This is a genomic window from Arthrobacter sp. TE12232, assembly GCF_054062615.1.
Map to the genome: position 1 here is coordinate 4,093,713 of NZ_JBSSFK010000001.1, position 19,196 is coordinate 4,112,908.

General features: G+C 66.8%; 14 protein-coding genes. All 14 read left to right on the forward strand.

Annotated elements, in window-relative coordinates:
- The first annotated feature begins 48 nt into the window (after positions 1-48).
- The 14 genes from ilvD (at position 49) to gltX (ending at position 19,161) form a co-directional block, all read left to right on the forward strand.
- The gene (gene ilvD, locus ACVWZ7_RS18330; protein WP_116766546.1) at positions 49-1,770 is read left to right on the forward strand and encodes a dihydroxy-acid dehydratase; all 1,722 of its coding nucleotides are present in this window, start codon (positions 49-51) and stop codon (positions 1,768-1,770) included.
- 380 nt (positions 1,771-2,150) lie between these two features.
- A complete protein-coding gene (locus ACVWZ7_RS18335; protein WP_091253335.1) occupies positions 2,151-4,049 on the forward strand; it encodes an acetolactate synthase large subunit in 1,899 nt (632 codons plus the stop codon).
- Positions 4,050-4,051: 2 nt separating this feature from the next.
- Positions 4,052-4,564, forward strand: coding sequence for an acetolactate synthase small subunit (gene ilvN, locus ACVWZ7_RS18340; protein WP_018773531.1), 513 nt, complete (start codon positions 4,052-4,054; stop codon positions 4,562-4,564).
- A gap of 97 nt (positions 4,565-4,661) precedes the next feature.
- On the forward strand, positions 4,662-5,687 hold the full coding sequence (gene ilvC / locus ACVWZ7_RS18345) for a ketol-acid reductoisomerase (protein ID WP_091253334.1): 1,026 nt from the start codon (positions 4,662-4,664) through the stop codon (positions 5,685-5,687).
- 153 nt (positions 5,688-5,840) lie between these two features.
- Positions 5,841-7,436 carry a phosphoglycerate dehydrogenase gene (gene serA, locus ACVWZ7_RS18350; RefSeq protein ID WP_456508677.1) on the forward strand — a complete coding sequence of 532 codons (1,596 nt, stop codon included), beginning with the start codon at positions 5,841-5,843 and terminating at the stop codon, positions 7,434-7,436.
- Positions 7,437-7,641: 205 nt separating this feature from the next.
- Positions 7,642-10,428: an ABC transporter permease gene (locus ACVWZ7_RS18355; protein WP_456508678.1), complete on the forward strand. Its 2,787-nt coding sequence runs from the start codon at positions 7,642-7,644 to the stop codon at positions 10,426-10,428.
- On the forward strand, positions 10,425-11,192 hold the full coding sequence (locus ACVWZ7_RS18360; RefSeq protein WP_371129565.1) for an ABC transporter ATP-binding protein: 768 nt from the start codon (positions 10,425-10,427) through the stop codon (positions 11,190-11,192). Before ACVWZ7_RS18355 ends, ACVWZ7_RS18360 begins: the two co-directional genes overlap by 4 nt.
- Before the next feature lie 9 nt (positions 11,193-11,201).
- Positions 11,202-12,761 (forward strand): methionine--tRNA ligase, encoded by a 1,560-nt coding sequence (gene metG, locus ACVWZ7_RS18365; RefSeq protein WP_456508679.1) that lies wholly within the window; start codon positions 11,202-11,204, stop codon positions 12,759-12,761.
- Between the two features lie 182 nt (positions 12,762-12,943).
- Positions 12,944-13,996 carry a 3-isopropylmalate dehydrogenase gene (locus ACVWZ7_RS18370; RefSeq protein ID WP_344365412.1) on the forward strand — a complete coding sequence of 351 codons (1,053 nt, stop codon included), beginning with the start codon at positions 12,944-12,946 and terminating at the stop codon, positions 13,994-13,996.
- Positions 13,997-14,139: 143 nt separating this feature from the next.
- A complete protein-coding gene (locus ACVWZ7_RS18375) occupies positions 14,140-15,252 on the forward strand; it encodes a branched-chain amino acid aminotransferase (RefSeq protein WP_344365414.1) in 1,113 nt (370 codons plus the stop codon).
- Positions 15,253-15,429: 177 nt separating this feature from the next.
- On the forward strand, positions 15,430-15,804 hold the full coding sequence (locus ACVWZ7_RS18380; RefSeq protein ID WP_133247500.1) for a DUF1304 family protein: 375 nt from the start codon (positions 15,430-15,432) through the stop codon (positions 15,802-15,804).
- 31 nt (positions 15,805-15,835) lie between these two features.
- The gene (locus ACVWZ7_RS18385) at positions 15,836-16,645 is read left to right on the forward strand and encodes an MBL fold metallo-hydrolase (protein WP_456508680.1); all 810 of its coding nucleotides are present in this window, start codon (positions 15,836-15,838) and stop codon (positions 16,643-16,645) included.
- 83 nt (positions 16,646-16,728) lie between these two features.
- Positions 16,729-17,505 carry a fumarylacetoacetate hydrolase family protein gene (locus ACVWZ7_RS18390; RefSeq protein ID WP_116766554.1) on the forward strand — a complete coding sequence of 259 codons (777 nt, stop codon included), beginning with the start codon at positions 16,729-16,731 and terminating at the stop codon, positions 17,503-17,505.
- Between the two features lie 117 nt (positions 17,506-17,622).
- Positions 17,623-19,161, forward strand: coding sequence for a glutamate--tRNA ligase (gltX, locus tag ACVWZ7_RS18395; RefSeq protein WP_456508681.1), 1,539 nt, complete (start codon positions 17,623-17,625; stop codon positions 19,159-19,161).
- Positions 19,162-19,196: the final 35 nt, after the last annotated feature.

A 19,196-nucleotide genomic window follows, 5' to 3' on the forward strand; every position in this document is an offset into this window, starting at 1 on the left:
CCCTCATGGGGTCGTTGGGGTCCGGGGCGGACCCCTAGACTTTGAGCCATGAGTCAGGACACCCAAACAGCAGCAGACACCAAGCCGGACATCAAGCCCCGCAGCCGGGTCGTTACCGATGGAATCCACGCCGCGCCCGCGCGCGGTATGTTCCGGGCGGTCGGCATGGGCGATGACGATTTCGCCAAGCCCCAGATCGGTGTGGCGAGTTCGTGGAACGAGATCACTCCCTGCAACCTTTCGTTGAACCGGCTCGCCCAGGGCGCCAAGGAAGGCGTCCACGCCGGCGGCGGGTTCCCGATGCAGTTCGGCACCATTTCCGTCTCTGACGGCATCTCCATGGGGCATGAGGGCATGCACTTCTCCCTCGTCTCCCGCGAAGTCATTGCCGACTCCGTCGAGACCGTCATGCAGGCCGAGCGGATCGACGGCTCCGTCCTGCTGGCCGGGTGCGACAAGTCCCTGCCCGGCATGCTGATGGCCGCGGCCCGCCTGGACCTCGCAGCCGTGTTCCTCTACGCCGGCTCGATCATGCCCGGCTGGGTCAAGCTCGAGGACGGCTCCGAGAAGGAAGTCACCCTGATCGACGCGTTCGAGGCTGTCGGTGCCTGCGCCGCCGGGAAGATGAGCCGCGAGGACCTGGACCGCATCGAAAAGGCCATCTGCCCGGGCGAAGGCGCCTGCGGCGGCATGTACACCGCGAACACCATGGCGTGCATCGGTGAGGCCCTGGGCATGTCCCTGCCCGGCTCGGCCGCGCCGCCCTCCGCGGACCGCCGCCGCGACGCCTTCGCGCACAAGTCCGGCGAAGCCGTGGTCAACCTCCTGCGCCTGGGCATCACCGCCAGGGACATCATGACCAAGAAGGCCTTCGAGAACGCGATCGCCGTCACCATGGCCTTCGGCGGGTCCACCAACGCCGTGCTGCACCTGCTCGCCATCGCCCGCGAAGCCGAGGTCGAGCTGACCCTGGACGACTTCAACCGGATCGGCGACAAGATCCCGCACCTGGGCGACCTCAAGCCGTTCGGCCGTTACGTGATGACCGACGTCGACAAGATCGGCGGCGTGCCGGTCATCATGAGGGCCCTGCTCGACGCCGGCCTGCTGCACGGTGACTGCCTCACCGTCACCGGCAAGACCGTCGCGGAAAACCTCGCCGCGATCAACCCGCCGGACCCGGACGGCAAAGTGCTCCGCGCCATGGACAACCCGATCCACAAGACCGGCGGCATCACCATCCTGCACGGCTCGATGGCCCCCGAGGGTGCCGTCGTCAAGAGCGCCGGCTTCGACGCGGACGTCTTCGAAGGCACCGCCCGCGTGTTCGAACGCGAACAGGGCGCCCTGGACGCGCTGGACAAGGGCGAGATTCACAAGGGCGACGTCGTCGTCATCCGCTACGAAGGCCCCAAGGGCGGCCCCGGCATGCGCGAGATGCTCGCCATCACCGGCGCCATCAAGGGCGCGGGCCTGGGCAAGGACGTCCTGCTACTCACCGACGGTCGCTTCTCCGGCGGCACCACGGGCCTGTGCATCGGCCACGTCGCACCGGAAGCCGTCGACGGCGGCCCGATCGCGTTCGTCAAGGACGGCGACCGGATCCGGGTGGACATCGCGGCCCGCACGTTCGACCTCCTGGTCGACGAGGCCGAGCTCGAGTCCCGCAAGGTCGGCTGGGAACCCCTGCCGGCCAAGTTCACCAAGGGCGTTCTCGCGAAGTACGCCAAGCTAGTCCACAGCGCCTCCACCGGCGCGTACTGCGGGTAGCGCACGCTGAACAGCTAAACCCAACTAGCTCGCACTTGTGGCCGTTATGAGCGGGCATAACGGCCAATAACTGCGAGCTAGTTGGGGTGGCGTTCATCCAGTGGACAGCGTTGTCCAAATAGTGAGACAGGTGCCCGGCTCGTTGACACTTGTCTCACTCAGAGGGAAAACTGAACGCATGATCGAGATCGTTACCGCCGGTGCATCCGTCGTCGTACTTACCAAGCGCGTGGCTGACTAGCCCGACTGGTAACGAACCGTCACGCGCAACCCCTCGAAGAGCCACTCGGCTGAGGGGTTTTTTTATTTCCCGCAGCACCAGCACCACGCAAGACCCAAGAAGTTCCACGATCACCGAAGATCCACAAAGGAAGAGTCCGATGAGCAAAGGATCGCCGATCAGCCCCTCGCTGATGGCCACAAAGTCCGCTGGAGCCCACAAGGCTCCGGATCGCGTCGAACGTCCGGCTGACGCCGGCGTCGACACTGCTGCCGTCTCTCCTGTCCTCGGACCGAACAACGTCGTACCCCCGACCGTTATGACCGGTTCGCAAGCAATTGTCCGCTCGCTCGAAGAACTCGGCGTCCAGGACATTTTCGGTTTGCCCGGTGGCGCGATCCTGCCCACCTATGACCCCTTGATGGCCTCCAAAATGAACCACGTTCTGGTCCGTCACGAACAGGGAGCCGGCCACGCCGCGCAAGGCTACGCCATGGTCACCGGACGGGTTGGCGTCTGCATCGCCACCTCTGGCCCGGGCGCCACCAACCTCGTCACCGCCATCATGGATGCCCACATGGACTCCGTGCCGATGGTGGCCATCACCGGCCAGGTGTCCAGCGGGGTGATCGGCACGGACGCATTCCAGGAAGCGGACATCGTCGGGATCACCATGCCGATCACGAAGCACTCCTTCCTGGTCACCGACCCCAACGACATCCCGCACGTCATGGCCGAGGCCTTCCACCTGGCCTCCACCGGACGCCCGGGTCCCGTCCTCGTCGATGTCGCCAAGGACGCCCAGCAGGGCCAGATGACGTTCTCCTGGCCGCCCAAGATCGATCTGCCGGGCTACCGGCCGGTGCTGCGCGGCCACAGCAAGCAGGTCCGCGAGGCCGCCCGGCTCATCACCGCCGCCAGTAAGCCCGTGCTCTATGTCGGCGGCGGTGTGGTCAAGGCCCACGCCTCGGCCGAGCTGCGCGAACTGGCCGAGCTGACCGGCGCACCCGTCGTGACCACCCTGATGGCCCGCGGCGTGTTCCCGGATTCGCACCCGCAGCACGTTGGCATGCCGGGCATGCACGGCACCGTTTCCGCCGTGACCGCCCTGCAGCAGTCCGACCTCCTCATCACGCTCGGCGCACGGTTCGATGACCGGGTGACCGGCGTCCTGAAGTCCTTCGCCCCGAACGCCAAGGTCATCCACGCCGACATCGATCCGGCGGAGATCTCCAAGAACCGCACGGCCGACGTCCCGATCGTTGGCTCGGTCAAGGAGATCATTCCGGAACTGAGCGAGGCCCTGCGCACGCAGTTCGAAGCCTTCGGCACCCCGGATCTGACCAACTGGTGGGCATTCCTGAACAACCTCAAGGAAACCTACCCGCTTGGCTGGACCGAACCCGAGGACGGCCTCAGCGCCCCGCAACGCGTGATCGAACGCATCGGTGCCCTGACCGGACCCGAGGGTGTGTACGTCGCCGGCGTCGGACAGCACCAGATGTGGGCCTCGCAGTTCATTAAGTACGAACGCCCGCACGCCTGGCTGAACTCCGGCGGCGCCGGCACCATGGGCTACGCCGTACCGGCGGCCATGGGCGCCAAGGTGGGTGAACCCGACCGCGTGGTCTGGGCGATCGACGGCGACGGCTGCTTCCAGATGACCAACCAGGAACTGGCCACCTGCGCGATCAACAAGATCCCGATCAAGGTTGCCATCATCAACAACTCCTCGCTGGGCATGGTCCGGCAGTGGCAGACCCTCTTCTACGAGGGCCGCTACTCCAACACCGACCTCAACACCGGCCATGACACGATCCGCATTCCGGACTTCGTCAAGCTGGCGGACGCCTACGGCTGCGCTGCCTTCCGCTGCGAACGCGACGAGGACATCGACGCCACCATCCAGAAGGCCCTGGAGATCAATGACCGCCCCGTGGTCATCGACTTCGTCGTGAGCCCCAACTCGATGGTGTGGCCGATGGTCCCCTCGGGGGTCAGCAACGACCAGATCCAGGTTGCCCGCAACATGACCCCGGAATGGGAAGAGGAGGACTGAACATGACCCGCCACACATTGTCCGTTCTGGTCGAAGACAAGCCCGGTGTGCTGACCCGCGTCGCCAGCCTCTTCGCCCGCCGGGCCTTCAACATCAATTCCCTGGCCGTCGGCCCCACCGAGGTCCCGGGCATGTCCCGGATGACCGTCGTGGTCGACGCCGACGGCGAGCTGATCGAACAGGTCACTAAGCAGCTGAACAAGCTGGTCAACGTGATCAAGATCGTCGAGCTCACCTCAGAATCTTCCGTACAGCGCGACCACATCCTGGTCAAGGTACGTGCGGATGCCGCAACACGCCTGCAGGTCACCCAGGCTGCAGACCTGTTCCGCGCTTCAGTGGTCGACGTCTCCACAGAGTCGGTGGTCATTGAAGCAACGGGCCACCCCGAGAAGCTCACGGCACTCCTGTCAGTGCTTGAGCCCTTCGGCATCCGCGAAATCGTGCAGTCCGGCACCTTGGCCGTTGGGCGGGGATCCCGCTCCATGAGTGACAGGGCCTTACGCAGCGCATAAGCAAGTAACGGCGCAGGCAACTGCCTGGCCGAGCGTTGCGTCCCAAACCGCAGCACCACAGACAACATCGAAAAACCACTCAAGAGGAGTTACGCAAGTGACTGAAATGTTCTACGACGACGACGCAGACCTGTCGATCATCCAGGGTCGCAAGGTTGCCATTGTCGGCTACGGCTCCCAGGGCCACGCCCACGCGCTGAACCTGCGCGATTCCGGCGTCGAGGTTGCCATCGCGCTCAAGGAAGGCTCGAAGTCCATCGCCAAGGCCGAGGACGCAGGCTTCACGGTCAAGAACGTCGCAGACGCTGCCGAATGGGCCGACGTCATCATGATCCTGGCGCCGGACCAGTACCAGCGCTCGATCTACAACGACTCCATCAAGGACAAGCTGACCCCGGGCAAGGCCCTCGCCTTCGCCCACGGCTTCAACATCCGCTTCGGCTACATCAAGGCACCGGAGGGCGTTGACGTCATCCTGATCGCCCCGAAGGCTCCCGGCCACACCGTGCGCCGCGAGTTCGAAGCCGGCCGCGGCATCCCGGACATCATCGCCGTTGAGCAGGACGCCACCGGTTCCGCCTGGGAGCTGGCCAAGTCCTACGCCAAGGCCATTGGCGGCACCCGCGCCGGCGTCATCAAGACCACCTTCACCGAAGAGACCGAAACGGACCTCTTCGGCGAGCAGGCTGTGCTCTGCGGCGGCGTGTCCCAGTTGGTCCAGTACGGCTTCGAGACCCTGACTGAGGCCGGCTACCAGCCACAGATCGCTTACTTCGAGGTGCTTCACGAGCTCAAGCTCATCGTTGACCTCATGTGGGAAGGCGGCATCGCCAAGCAGCGTTGGAGCGTCTCGGACACCGCAGAGTACGGCGACTACGTCTCCGGCCCGCGCGTCATCACCCCCGAGGTGAAGGAGAACATGAAGGCAGTCCTGAAGGACATCCAGGACGGCGCCTTCGCCAAGCGCTTCATCGACGACCAGGACGCCGGCGCTCCCGAGTTCAAGGCGCTGCGTGCCAAGGCCGAGCAGCACCCGATCGAGGCCGTGGGCCGCGAACTGCGGTCCCTGTTCGCCTGGCAGCAGCAGGACGCGGACTACGTCGAAGGTTCCGCAGCCCGCTAGACCGCGGCCCGCTAAATATTGCCCGGCAGGGGAGCCGGACACCTTTTTCCTGGGGGTCCGGCTTCCCTGCTGTCCAGCACCACCCGTCTCACCAGCACCACCTGATTCACCAAAATCCCCACCAGATACACAAGAGAGCTAAAGAGGTCACCGGTGACTAGCACCAAACCTGTCGTACTCCTCGCTGAGGAACTTTCACCCGCCACAGTCGAGGCCCTCGGCCCGGACTTTGAAATCCGCCAGACTGACGGCTCCGACCGTTCCCAGCTGCTCTCCGCGATCGCCGACGTCGACGCGATCCTGGTCCGCTCCGCCACCCAAGTGGACGCCGAAGCCATCGCCGCCGCCAAGAACCTCAAGGTGATCGCCCGTGCCGGCGTGGGCCTGGACAACGTGGACATCAAGGCCGCCACGCAGGCCGGCGTCATGGTGGTCAACGCGCCGACCTCCAACATCGTCTCCGCCGCCGAACTGACGGTCGGGCACATCCTGAGCCTCGCCCGCCACATTCCGCAGGCCAGCTCCGCGCTCAAGGACGGGGAGTGGAAACGCTCCAAGTACACCGGCATCGAACTCTTCGAAAAGAAGATCGGCATCATCGGCCTCGGCCGGATCGGCGCCCTGGTGGCCGCCCGCCTCAAGGGCTTCGACACCAAGATCCTCGCGTACGACCCCTACATCACCTCCGCCCGGGCCGCCCAGCTCGGCGTCCAGCTGGTGACCCTCGATGAGCTCCTCGCGCAGTCGGACTTCATCACCATCCACATGCCCAAGACTCCGGAGACCGTCGGCATGCTCGGCGCCGACGCCTTCAAGAAGATGAAGAGCACGGCCTACGTCATCAACGTCGCCCGCGGCGGCCTGGTGGACGAGGAAGCCCTCTACACCGCGCTCCAGGCCGGCGACATCGCCGGTGCCGGCGTCGACGTCTTCAACAAGGAGCCCAGCACCGACCTGCCCTTCTTCAAGCTCGACAACGTCGTGGTGACCCCGCACCTGGGCGCCTCCACCGACGAAGCCCAGGAGAAGGCCGGCGTCTCCGTCGCCAAGTCCGTGCGCCTCGCGCTGGCCGGCGAACTGGTCCCGGACGCCGTCAACGTCGCCGGCGGCGTCATCGCCGAAGACGTCCGCCCGGGCATCCCGCTGATCGAAAAGCTCGGCCGGATCTTCACCGCGCTGACCCACGCCTCCCTCACGCAGTTCGACATCGAGGTGGCCGGCGAGATCTCCTCCCTCGACGTCAAGGTCCTGGAACTCGCGGCCCTCAAGGGGATTTTCGCCGACGTCGTGACCGAGCAGGTCTCCTACGTCAACGCCCCGGTGATCGCCGAACAGCGCGGCATCAACGTCCGGCTCATCACGACGCCGGACACCGAGTCCTACCGCAACGTGCTGACCCTGCGCGGTGCCCTCAGCGACGGCAGCCAGATCTCCGTCGCGGGAACCCTCACCGGCCCGAAGCAGATCCAGAAGCTCGTGGGCGTCAACGGCTACGAGGTGGAGATCCCGATCAGCGAGCACCTCGTGGTGGTGGCCTACTCGGACCGCCCCGGCGTGATCGGCACGATCGGCCACATCCTGGGCATGAACAACATCAACATCGCCGGCATGCAGGTGGCACGCCAGGCAGAAGGCGGCCAGGTGCTCGCCCTTCTGACCATCGACAGCTCCGTTCCCCAGCAGGTCCTTGACGCGATCAAGGCCGGGATCGGCGCTGACATGGTCCGCGAGGTCGACCTCGAGGACTGAAATCCTCCCCGCAGGGCGCCGGCGGCGGCTTGAGAGCCGCCGGCGTCCGTGAGCGGGCGGCCGGTCTGCGTACAATGGCTAGGACCGAATTTCGGGTCTTGGCCGGCAGACCGGCCTTTACTTTTGCACGCCCGGCACGGGACGCCTTCAATTCCGCAGGAAATGAACTGCGGCGTGCGCACGCAATCCAGCTTTCAGGAGCCCAATGAACGCCGTCCAGAGGTTCATCAGAAGCAGAGTGCTTCTGCTGACCGCGTCCATTTTGATCGTGGCCATGTGCCTGTCAGTCCTCGTCCAGGGTCAGTCCCAGGCGGCGCTGAGCAGGACCGTGGACCAAAACTCCCGGGGGCTCTACGACGTCCTGGTCCAGGCCAAGGCCGGTGACAACGGCGGCCTGATGCAGCCGGACATCGCCACCGGGCAGGGCGGCATCAGCTTCGACCAGCTGGACGCGATCCGGAAGCTCTCCGGCACGTCGGTGGCCGCGCCCATCAGCCTGGTCTCCCGCGTCACCCAGAACCTCGAGGCGCCCCGGCTGGACGCCACCGACTACCTCGGCTTCAACGCGGGCCTCGCCGGCACGGCCGGCGACCCGACCGCCACGGACCCGAGCAAATGGCCGGCCGCGGAATCTGTCCTGAGCGACACCCCGAAGAAATACCGCCTCACCGCCAGCGCCGTCAGCTCCGACGGCCACTCCGACCAGACCCTCTTCAAGACCACGGCCGAAGGAACCCTCGGCAAGGCCAAGCTGGTCGAAGAGCAGGTGGCCGGCGGCAAGAACGTCCGCATTCAGGGCCCGGCCGGCGAAACCGGGATCAAATTCCCCACCCCCGCCGGCGGCTCCGAGCACAACCTCTTCAACCTCTCCGTCTCCCTGCCCATGGCGCCGCAGGTGACCGAGTCCGTGGTCGCCGTCGACCCCGTCTCCGAACGCGCCCTGCTCGGCACGGCCGGTGACTTCCTGGCTCCGCTGGAGAAGGCCCCGCCCGCGGATGCCCGCAACGCCGGCGCGATCGGCCGCCACTTCGAGAGCCTCTTCACCAACGGCATCAGCATGGACGAGCTCAAGGAAGGCCCCGACTTCCTCGGCGTCAAGCTCAAGTACTGGGCCCCGCTGATGACCCAGTACCAGCAGGCCAAGCGCGACGGCCAGCTCACCGCCGATTCGCAGGCGATTCCGCTGATCGTGCGCACCGGCACCGCCCTGGACCTGAAGTACTCGGTCAAGATCGAGGAAATCGACGACTCCGGCAACGTCACCAAGGACGTCGGCACCGTGACCCGCTCGCTGGACAAGGACTACCTCCCGTTCGTCTCCAAGTCCCCGTTCGCCCTCGCCTGGCCCGGGTCCAAGGACCTCACCCAGCTCATGGGCGACACCGCAGCCTTCAGCCAGGGCCTCTACGACCCGGCCACCTGGACCACCAACTTCGCCGCGGCCCCCAAGTACAAAGACGGTGAAACCGCCGCCAACGGCGCGGCGAACAAGAGCGCCACGCCCGGCGACTGGGTCACCGTGAACCGGCTCCCGGACAAGGCCGCCAACGGCGCCGCCGTCGACCAGACCCAGCGCGATCCCGTCGACGAGCGCTCCTACCGGGACAACCTCGAGACCGGCAAGAAGCTCGCCACTCCGCTGGCCATGGTCTACGGCACGTTCGACCCTTCGGCGGTCAAGGAAGCTGCCGGCGACGTCAACCGGCTGCCCCTGGGCGGCTACGACCCCGCGCCGTTCACCCTGACGAAGGACGCGGCCGGCAACCAGACCAGCACCGAACTCAAGCCGTCCCTGAGCGCCACAGGCCTGGTCAGCCAGTCCGCTGGCGCCATCACCGACTACTACGGCCTCGCCGCCGCCCGCGGATACGACACTAACGCCAACGTGATCGACGCCGTCCGCGTCCGGGCCAAGGTCCCCGGCAGCTGGAAGCAGGCGCAGCCCGACATCGAGAAGCTCGCCAACGAGATCCGCGACATGGGCCTGGAAGCCACCGTCGTGGCCGGTTCCGCCCGCGAAGACGCCAGCATCGCCGTTCCCGGCTACTCCAAGGACGACGCCGGCAAGGAATCGCCGCTGGGCACCGTACAGCAGTCGTGGGTCCGCCAGAACGCCGCGGACGCCGTCTCCGGCTCCCTGACCACCACGAACCTGACCCTGCTGTTCCTGACCCTGTGCGGTGCCGCCCTGCTAACGGGTGCCTCCACCGTCAGCTACGTCCGCAAACGGCGCAGCGAGGCCGGTACCCTGCGTGCCATGGGCTGGACGCAGCGCAGGATCCGTTCCTGGGTGCTGGCCGAATTCGGCGTCGGCGCGGGCCTGCTGGCCGTCGTCGGGATCGCCCTCAGCCTGATCACCTGGACTGCGGCCACCGCGATCGTCTCGGCCTCGGTCCTGGCGTTGTACGTGGGCGCAGCCTTCTTCGCCGCGCAGCAGCTGCGCCACCGCGAGGAAGTGGACCAGGAACCGCAGCACGATGAGCGGCTCATGGCGATTGATTCCCCGCTGACCTTCGCCAACCGGCAGCTGAGCACCAACAAGTTCAACACCATCGCGCTGGCTGTTGCCGTCGGTGTTTTCGCCGCCGCCGTAGGCGGACTGGTCGCCCTGCTGATCGACATTCCCCGGGCCGCCGGCGCCAGTGCGCTGGGCGGGCTGGCCGCGGCCAGCATCGCGCTCCCAAGCATCATCCTGGCCTTGTCCGGCGTGGCCGTCGGCCTGGTCCTGACCATGGTCACCGGGCGGTTCGAACTGCAGGCCAAGCGCCAGTACCTCGGCACTCTGCGGGCCATGGGCTGGAACCCGGACATGCTGGGCCAGGTCCGTTTCTTCGAAAATGCCATGGTGGGAACCGTCGCGTTGCCGCTGGGTATTGTGGGCGCCCTCGGCATCGGCCTCCTCCTCGCCCCCTATGCCGCACTGTGGGCCGCTCTCGCCGGCCTCGTGGCTGTACTTTGCTGGATTCCGATTGCAACGAAAGTGGTCCAATGACTAACGAGCTGAACCTCGACCGGGAGGCACACGACCGGATGACCGCCAGCACCCGTCGCGGTGCGCACAAGACCCGCGCCAACACGATCGTGAAGGCCACGGACCACGCCACCCCGCTGGAACTGAGCAACATCACCATCCACTACGGCGGCGGCAAGGGCGGTGCCGAGCCCGTCAACGTCGTGGACGACTTCAACATGACGCTGCACGCCGGCGAGATGCACTGCGTCGCCGGCCGCTCCGGCTCCGGCAAGACCAGCATCCTGACCGTCGGCGCGGGCCTGACCCTGCCGACGTCGGGCCGGGTGTTCTGGGAAGGCGACTCGCTCGAGACCATGGGCGACGACGAGATCGCCGACCGCCGCCGGGCCCTGATCGGCTATGTCGACCAGGGCGGCGCCCTGATCGACGGGATGAGCGCACTCGAAAACGTCCTGCTGCCGGCCGTGCCGGATGGCGAGGTGGAGAAGCGCCGTGACATGGCCAAGGACCTCCTGGACCTCGTGGGCCTGGGCCGGCGCATGCGCCACCGCCCGGCGCAGCTCTCCGGCGGTGAGCGCCAGCGCGTGGCGATCGCCCGCGCCCTCATCCTCGGCACCCGGGTCCTGGTGGTCGACGAGCCGACGGCCAGCCTGGACCGTGCCGCGGCTAACCGCATCATCAGCATCCTCAAGGACACGACGTCCGACGGCATTGCCGTGCTGGTGGCTTCACATGACCACGAACTGGTCCGCCAGAGCGATACCCTGACCGAACTGATCTAGATTTAGACCGTGACTTCTTCTGAAAAAACCCCGTTCTACATCACCACGGCCATCACGTACCCCAACGGGGTGCCGCATATCGGCCACGCGTACGAGTACATCGCCACCGATGCGATGGCCCGCTTCAAGCGACTGGACGGGTTCGACGTCTTCTTCCTGACCGGAACGGACGAGCACGGCATGAAGATCGCCCAGGCCGCCGAGAAGGAAGGCGTCACGCCCAAGGAGCTGGTGGACCGGAACGCCGAGATCTACAAGGCGGCCCACGCCGCCCTGGGGATCTCCTACGACCGCTTCATCCGCACCACCGACGCCGACCACTACGCGGCATCGCAGGCCATCTGGAAGAAGATGGAAGCCAACGGGGACATCTACCTGTCCAAGTACGAAGGCTGGTACTCGGTCCGCGACGAGGCCTACTACGGCGAGGACGAGACCGTTCTCAAAGATGACGGACTCCGCTACTCCCGCGAAACCGATACCGCTGTGACGTGGACGGCCGAGGAGAGCTACTTCTTCCGGCTCTCGGCCTACCAGGACAAGCTGCTGGCGCTCTACGAGGCGCACCCGGAATTCGGCGCCCCGCAGTCACGGTTCAACGAGGTCATCAGCTTCGTCAAGCGCGGCCTGGAGGACCTGTCCATCAGCCGCACGACGTTCGACTGGGGCGTTCCGGTGCCCGGCAACGACACCCACGTCATGTACGTGTGGGTCGACGCCCTCACCAACTACCTCACCGGCGTCGGCTACCCCGACACCGAATCGGAATCCTTCAAGAAGTACTGGCCGGCCGATGTCCACGTGATCGGCAAGGACATTTCCCGGTTCCACGCCATCTACTGGCCGGCCTTCCTCATGAGCGCCGGGCTGGAGCTGCCCAAGCGCATCATGATCCACGGCTTCCTGCACAACAACGGCGTCAAGATGTCCAAGTCCCTCGGCAACGTGGTGGCGCCGGCGGACTTCGTCGCGCAGTACGGGCTGGACCAGGTGCGGTTCTTCTTCCTGCGCGAGGTACCGTTCGGGGCGGACGGCAACTACAACCACGAGGCCATCGTGGGACGGATGAACTCGGACCTGGCCAACAACTTCGGCAACCTGGCCCAGCGGTCGCTGTCCATGGTGGCCAAGAACTGCGAGGGCCGCGTGCCGGCGCCGGGCGGCTTCTCCGCCGACGACACCGCGCTGCTGGACCAGGCCAACGCCCTGCTGGACACCGTCCGGGCCGCGTTCGAGAAGCAGGAGTTCAGCCGCGCGCTGGAAGCCATCTGGGCTGTCCTGGGCGACACGAACGCCTACTTCGCCGAACAGGCCCCGTGGGTGCTGCGCAAGACCGACGTCGAGCGCATGAACACGGTCCTGTACGTGACGCTTGAGGTGCTGCGGATCGTGTCCATCCTGGCCCAGCCGGTCATGCCGACGGCGACGGCGGCCATCCTGGACACGCTCGGCCAGCCCGAGGGCGAGGTGCGCCAGTTCGCGGCCCTCGGCACGCCGATCGCCGCCGGCACCCAGCTGCCCGCTCCGGCCCCGGTGTTCCCGAAGTACGAGGAACCCGCCGACGCCTGAGCCTGCACACCTCCGGACGCTCCCGCAGACTTGCGGCGTTTCGGGTGACGCTCCCGCACCTCCGCCGTGGAGGAGCGGGAGCGTTTCGCTTCTTCCTGCAGGACGTGAGGGTGCGTCGGCGGGGGTGTTTGAATAGTGAGACGACTTGACCAGAATGTGGATCCCTTGGCTACCCTGAAATTATGAGCGCATCCACGATTGATCTGGCAGTCATCCCGGGCGACGGCATCGGCCCCGAGGTCACCGCCGAAGCCCTGAAGGTTCTCGAGAAGGCCGCGGCCGCCGAGGGGATCGTGCTCCGGCAGACCCACTACAAGCTGGGCGCGGAGCACTGGCTGGAGACGGGGGAGACCCTGCCCGCAGCCACCCTCGAGGACCTCCGCACCCGCGACGCCATCCTGTTCGGCGCCGTCGGCGCAGCCCCCGGCGACACCCGGATCCCCTCCGGCATCATCGAGCGCGAGCTCCTGCTGAAGCTGCGTTTCAGCCTGGACCACTTCGTCAACCTGCGGCCTTCCCGCCTCTACGCCGGCGTCGGCAGCCCGCTCGCCAACCCCGGCGAGATCGACTTCATCGTGGTCCGCGAAGGCACCGAAGGCCCCTACGTGGGCAACGGCGGCACGCTGCGCGCCGGCACGCCGCACGAGGTCGCCACCGAGGTCTCGCTGAACACCGCCCACGGCGTGGAGCGCGTGGTCCGCGACGCCTTCCGCCGGGCCAACGACCGTCCCCGCAAGAAGCTCACCCTGGTGCACAAGCACAACGTCCTGGTCTTCGCCGGCCAGCTCTGGAAGCGCACGGTCGAGGCCGTGGCCCAGGAGTTCCCCGAGGTCACCCACGACTATCTCCATGTCGACGCCGCCACGATCTTCATGGTCACCGATCCGGCCCGCTTCGACGTGATCGTCACCGACAACCTGTTCGGAGACATCATCACCGACCTCGCGGCAGCCGTGACCGGCGGGATCGGCCTGGCAGCCTCCGGCAACATCAACATGGACCGCACCGCCCCGTCGATGTTCGAACCGGTCCACGGCTCCGCCCCGGACATCGCCGGCCAGCAGAAAGCCGACCCCACCGCCGCGATCCTCTCCGCCGCGCTCCTTCTCGACCACCTTGGGTTCGCTGGCGCCGCCCGGAAGATCGAGGCGGCCGTCACCGCCGACGTCGAGGCCCGCGACGGCGCCGTCCGCACCACCAGCGAGGTGGGCGACGCCATCGCGGCGGCGCTGTAGCCCCCCGGCCGCACTCGCTGCACTGCAGGCAGCGCAGAACCGGTACTGCCAACGGGCGTAAGCTAGTTTCGAATCACCAAAATGCTGCCGTGGTCCGACGGTGAACCACGTTCCCACACCAGGCAGCCGATCGTGGAGGAACCATGACTCAGACTGCCCATGGCGTCGAATTCACCCAGCACCTGTCGGAGAACCCGAAGTCTGCTGAAGAGCGTGCAGCCATCCTGGCGAACCCGGGATTTGGCGACTATTTCACCGACCACACCGCGGTTGTCGACTACAGCGTCGACGCCGAGGGCAACGGCGGCTGGCATGACGCGCGAATTGAGCCCTACGGTCCCATTTCCCTGGACCCCTCCGCCGCGGTGCTGCACTACGGCCAGGAGATCTTCGAGGGACTCAAGGCCTACCGGCACGCTGACGGCTCGATCTGGACGTTCCGCCCCGAGGCCAACGCCGCCCGCCTGAACAAGTCCGCCCGGCGCCTGGCGCTCCCGGAGCTGCCGGAGGAGTACTTCCTCGGCGCCATCCGCGAACTCGTCGCGGCGGACAAGGACTGGGTCCCGTCCGGCGACGGCGAGGCCCTGTACCTGCGGCCGTTCATGATCGCCACGGAGGCCTTCCTGGGCGTCCGGGCAGCGCGCGAGGTCTCCTTCCGCGTGATCGCCTCCCCGGCCGGCAACTACTTCGGCGGCGAGCTCAAACCCGTCTCCATCTGGATCTCGCGTGAATACGCCCGCGCCGGCCGCGGCGGAACGGGCGCCGCCAAGTGCGGCGGCAACTACGCCGCCTCGCTGATCGCCCAGCAGGAAGCCGAGGCCCACGGCTGCAAGCAGGTCCTCTTCCTGGACCAGTTCAATGACAACGCGGTCGAGGAACTCGGCGGCATGAACGTCTTCTTCGTCATGAAGGACGGCTCGCTCGTCACCCCCGCGCTGTCCGGCACCATCCTGGAGGGCGTGACGCGGTCCTCCGTGATCCAGGTGGCCCGGGACATGGGCCGCGAAGTCACCGAACGCAAGATCACCCTGGATGAGTGGCGCGACGGGGTTGCCTCCGGCGAGATCGCCGAGGTCTTCGCCTGCGGCACCGCCGCCGTCATCACCCCCATCGGCGTGCTCAAGGATGCCACCGAGTTCATCGGCTCCGAAGACGCAAAGGCGGGAGAGACCACCATGGCCATCCGCGCCCAGCTGCTCGGCATCCAGACCGGCACCGTGGAGGACACTCACGGCTGGCTGACCCGCCTCGCCTAGGTACAAAATCCAGGCGCAGCATGTAGGACAAACATTGTGACTCTCGACGGCGGCCCGCACCTTTCGGTGGGGGCCGCCGTCGGCGTCTGAGATTTTGGTGAAAAATGCGCTGAAGTACGGCGTAACCTGTCCAATCGGCCCTGTTCGAGGCTGGAGCCGCGGGTGCACAATGAGCAGATGACCGGGCTTATCCAGGTTCTGGGCGTGGTCTTCGGGGGCCTGCTGATCGTCGTCGGTGTAGCCGAGTCGTTCTTCATCCGCGACCAGCGTCTGGAGCGGCTATTCGTCGCCGAACCGGACGACGTCCAGGCCGCCTGGCTGGGGACGTTGAATCTCGGCTTCTACAACGTGATCTGGGGGATCGGTGCCATCGCGGGGGCCATCATGCTCGGGGGAGCCGATGCCGCAGCCGGCCAGGCGCTCCTGTTGTTCATTTGTACGAGCCATGTGGTTCTCGGCCTCATTTTGTTTCTGTCCGAGCGGCGGCTTTGGGGCAGCGCCATCGCAGAAGGGCTCCTGCCGCTCATCATCGCGACCCTCTTGCTCGTCTAAGGCCTTCTGGAGGAAGTGCGAGGATGGGACCGTGACTTCCGAGACCTCCGCCGGCATTGTCCGCAGCAGCGAGCTGACCCGGTTCCGGCTCGCCCCGAACCCCGGGCCCATGAGCCTGGCCGGAACCAACTCCTATCTCATCGGCGCCCCGGCGGCGGCCAGCGTCGCCGTCGACCCCGGGCCCCTCGACGAACCGCACCTGAAGGCGCTGGCCGGGGAGGGCCGGATCGAGCTCATCCTGATCACGCACCGGCACGCGGACCACACAGCGGCCGCCGCGAGGTTTTCCGAGCTCACGGGCGCGCCGGTACGGGCCGCGGATCCCGCCCACTGCCACGGCGCGCTCCCGCTGCAGGACGGCGAAACGCTCCATGCCGCCGGGGTGGAGATCAGGGTCCTGGCGACGCCGGGCCACTCCTCGGATTCGCTGTGCTTCCACCTGCCGCAGGACGGCCCGCACGGCTCGGTGCTGACCGGGGACACGATCCTGGGCTCTGGAACCACCGTGCTGGATTACCCCGACGGCACGCTCCGCGACTACCTCGACTCGCTGGACAAGCTGGAACGCCTCGGACCCGCCACAGTGCTGCCGGCCCACGGCCCCGTACTCCCGGCGCTCGACGCCGTCGCCCGCGCCTACCGGGACCACCGGCAGGGCAGACTCAAGCAGGTCCGGGCCGCGCTCGTGGCCCTGGGCGCCGGCGTCGGCGCTGACGCCGATGTCCGCGCCGTCACGGACGCCGTGTACGCCGACGTCGATCCTTCCGTCCGCCGCGCCGCGGAGCTTTCGGTCGCTGCGCAGCTGGACTACCTGCGCACCCACCCAACTAACTCGCAGTAGAAGCCGTTTTCAGCGCTCATAACGGCCCCAAGTGCGAGCCAGTTGGGGGAGGGGCGCCCGCCGGGGACGGTACGCTTGGAACCATGCGTATCGCCCGGTTTGTAGTTGATTCTGATCCCCTCTACGGCATCGTGGAAGGCGAGCCCGGCAGTGAGGAAGTCACTGTCATCAAGGGCGACCCCTTCTTCCACGGCGTGGAACGAACCCCCATGAAGCACAAGCTGGAAGACGTCCGCCTCCTGGCGCCGATCATTCCGCGCAGCAAGGTCATCGGCGTGGGCCGCAACTTCGCGGAACATGCCCGTGAGCTGGGCAACGAGGTCCCGCAGCAGCCCCTGCTGTTCCTCAAGCCCAACACCTCCGTGATCGGGCCCAACGATCCCATTGTGCTGCCGGAGTTCTCCGAGGACGTGTCCTTCGAGGCCGAGCTGTGCGTCGTGATCGGCCGGATCTGCAAGGACGTACCCGAGGACCGGGTGGACGACGTGATCTTCGGCTACACCTGCGGCAACGACCTCACCGCGCGCGACGTCCAGAAGACGGACCTGCAGTGGGCCAGGGCCAAGGGCTTCGACACCTCGGCGCCGCTGGGACCGTGGATCGAGACCGAACTCGACACCGAGGACCTGCAGATCCAGGGCCGGCTCAACGGCGAACTGCGCCAGGACGGCAGCACCAACCAGATGATCCGCGGCGTCCGGGAACTCGTCTCCATCGTCTCGCAGGCCTTCACCCTCCTGCCCGGCGACGTCATCATGACAGGCACCCCGGCCGGCGTCGGCGCGGTGCAGGCCGGGGACCGTTTTGAGGTCGAGATCGAGGGCATCGGACGCCTCTCCAACCCTGTGGTGCGCCGCTAAGCGTTTTTCGCGCCGATTTCGGACAGCCGCACCGTGGATCCACGGTGCGGCTGTCCGTTTTCGTGGCGGTATTCCGGACAAGCGGCCGCGGTAGAGATTGGTAATGTTGGTACCACTATGACTACTGCTTCCGCGTCCGACGCCGTCTCCAGCTCCGCCCCGCTTGCTGCCTCCACCGGTGAAGTCACCACTGACACCCCGGTCCGTGTCCGGTTCTGCCCGTCACCCACGGGCACCCCGCACGTAGGCCTGATCCGCACCGCCCTCTTCAACTGGGCCCACGCCCGGCACACCAAGGGCACGTTCGTGTTCCGGATCGAGGACACGGACGCGGCGCGCGACTCGGAGGAGAGCTACCAGCAGTTGCTGGAGGCCCTCAAGTGGCTGGGCATCACCTGGGAAGAAGGCGTGGAGGTCGGCGGCCCGCACGAGCCCTACCGCCAGTCGCAGCGGCTGGACCTGTACAAGGACGTCGTAGCCAAGCTGATCGACGCCGGCTACGCCTACGAGTGCTACTCCTCACCGGAGGAAGTCGAAGCCCGCCACCGTGCCGCCGGCCGCGACCCCAAGCTCGGCTACGACAACTTTGACCGCGAACTCACCGACGAGCAGCTCGCCGCGTTCAAGGCCGAGGGCCGCCAGCCCGTGCTGCGCGTCCGCATGCCCGATGAAGACATCACCTTCAACGACATGGTCCGCGGCGAGATCACGTTCAAGGCCGGCAGCATCCCGGACTACGTCATTGTCCGCGCCGACGGCTCCCCGCTCTACACGCTGGTCAACCCCGTAGACGACGCGCTCATGGGCATCACCCACGTGCTCCGCGGCGAGGACCTGCTCTCCTCCACGCCCCGCCAGGTGGTGCTGATCAAGGCGCTGATGGACATCGGCGTCGCAAGCTACATGCCGGTCTTCGCCCACCTGCCGTACGTCATGGGCGAGGGCAACAAGAAGCTCTCCAAGCGCGACCCGCAGTCCAACCTGTTCCTGCTCCGGGACCGCGGCTTCATCCCCGAGGGCCTGCTGAACTACCTCTCCCTGCTCGGCTGGAGCCTCTCCGCCGACGAGGACATTTTCACCGTGGACCAGCTGATCGAGAACTTCGACGTCAACGACGTCCTGGCCAACCCGGCCCGCTTCGACATCAAGAAGGCCGAAGCAATCAACGGCACCCACATCCGCATGCTTGACCCGGAGGACTTCCGGGGCCGGCTGGTGCCCTACCTGCAGGCCGCCGGATTCGTGGGGGAGACCCTCACCGCCCGCGAGGAGGAAGTCCTGGCCGAGGCCGCGCCGCTGATCCAGGAACGCATCTCGCTGCTGGGCGAAGCGCCGGAGATGATCGCGTTCCTGTTCAAGGCCGACGACGCGATCGACGTCGCCGACGACGCCCGCAAGGGCCTGCCGGAGAACCTCACCGAAGTCCTCGACGCCGCCCTGGCCGCGCTGGAGCCCGTTGCCGACTGGACGGCCGAGAACATCCAGACCGCCCTCAAGGAGGCCCTCGTGGAAGGCCTCGGCGTCAAGCCGCGCCTGGCGTTCGGGCCCGTCCGCACGGCCGTCTCCGGCCGCCGGATCTCCCCGCCGTTGTTCGAATCCATGGTCATCCTGGGCAAGGACTCCTCCCTGGCCCGCCTCCGCGCCTTCCGCGGCTGACGTTCCGCCGATGGACACCGCGCCCGGATCCGGGA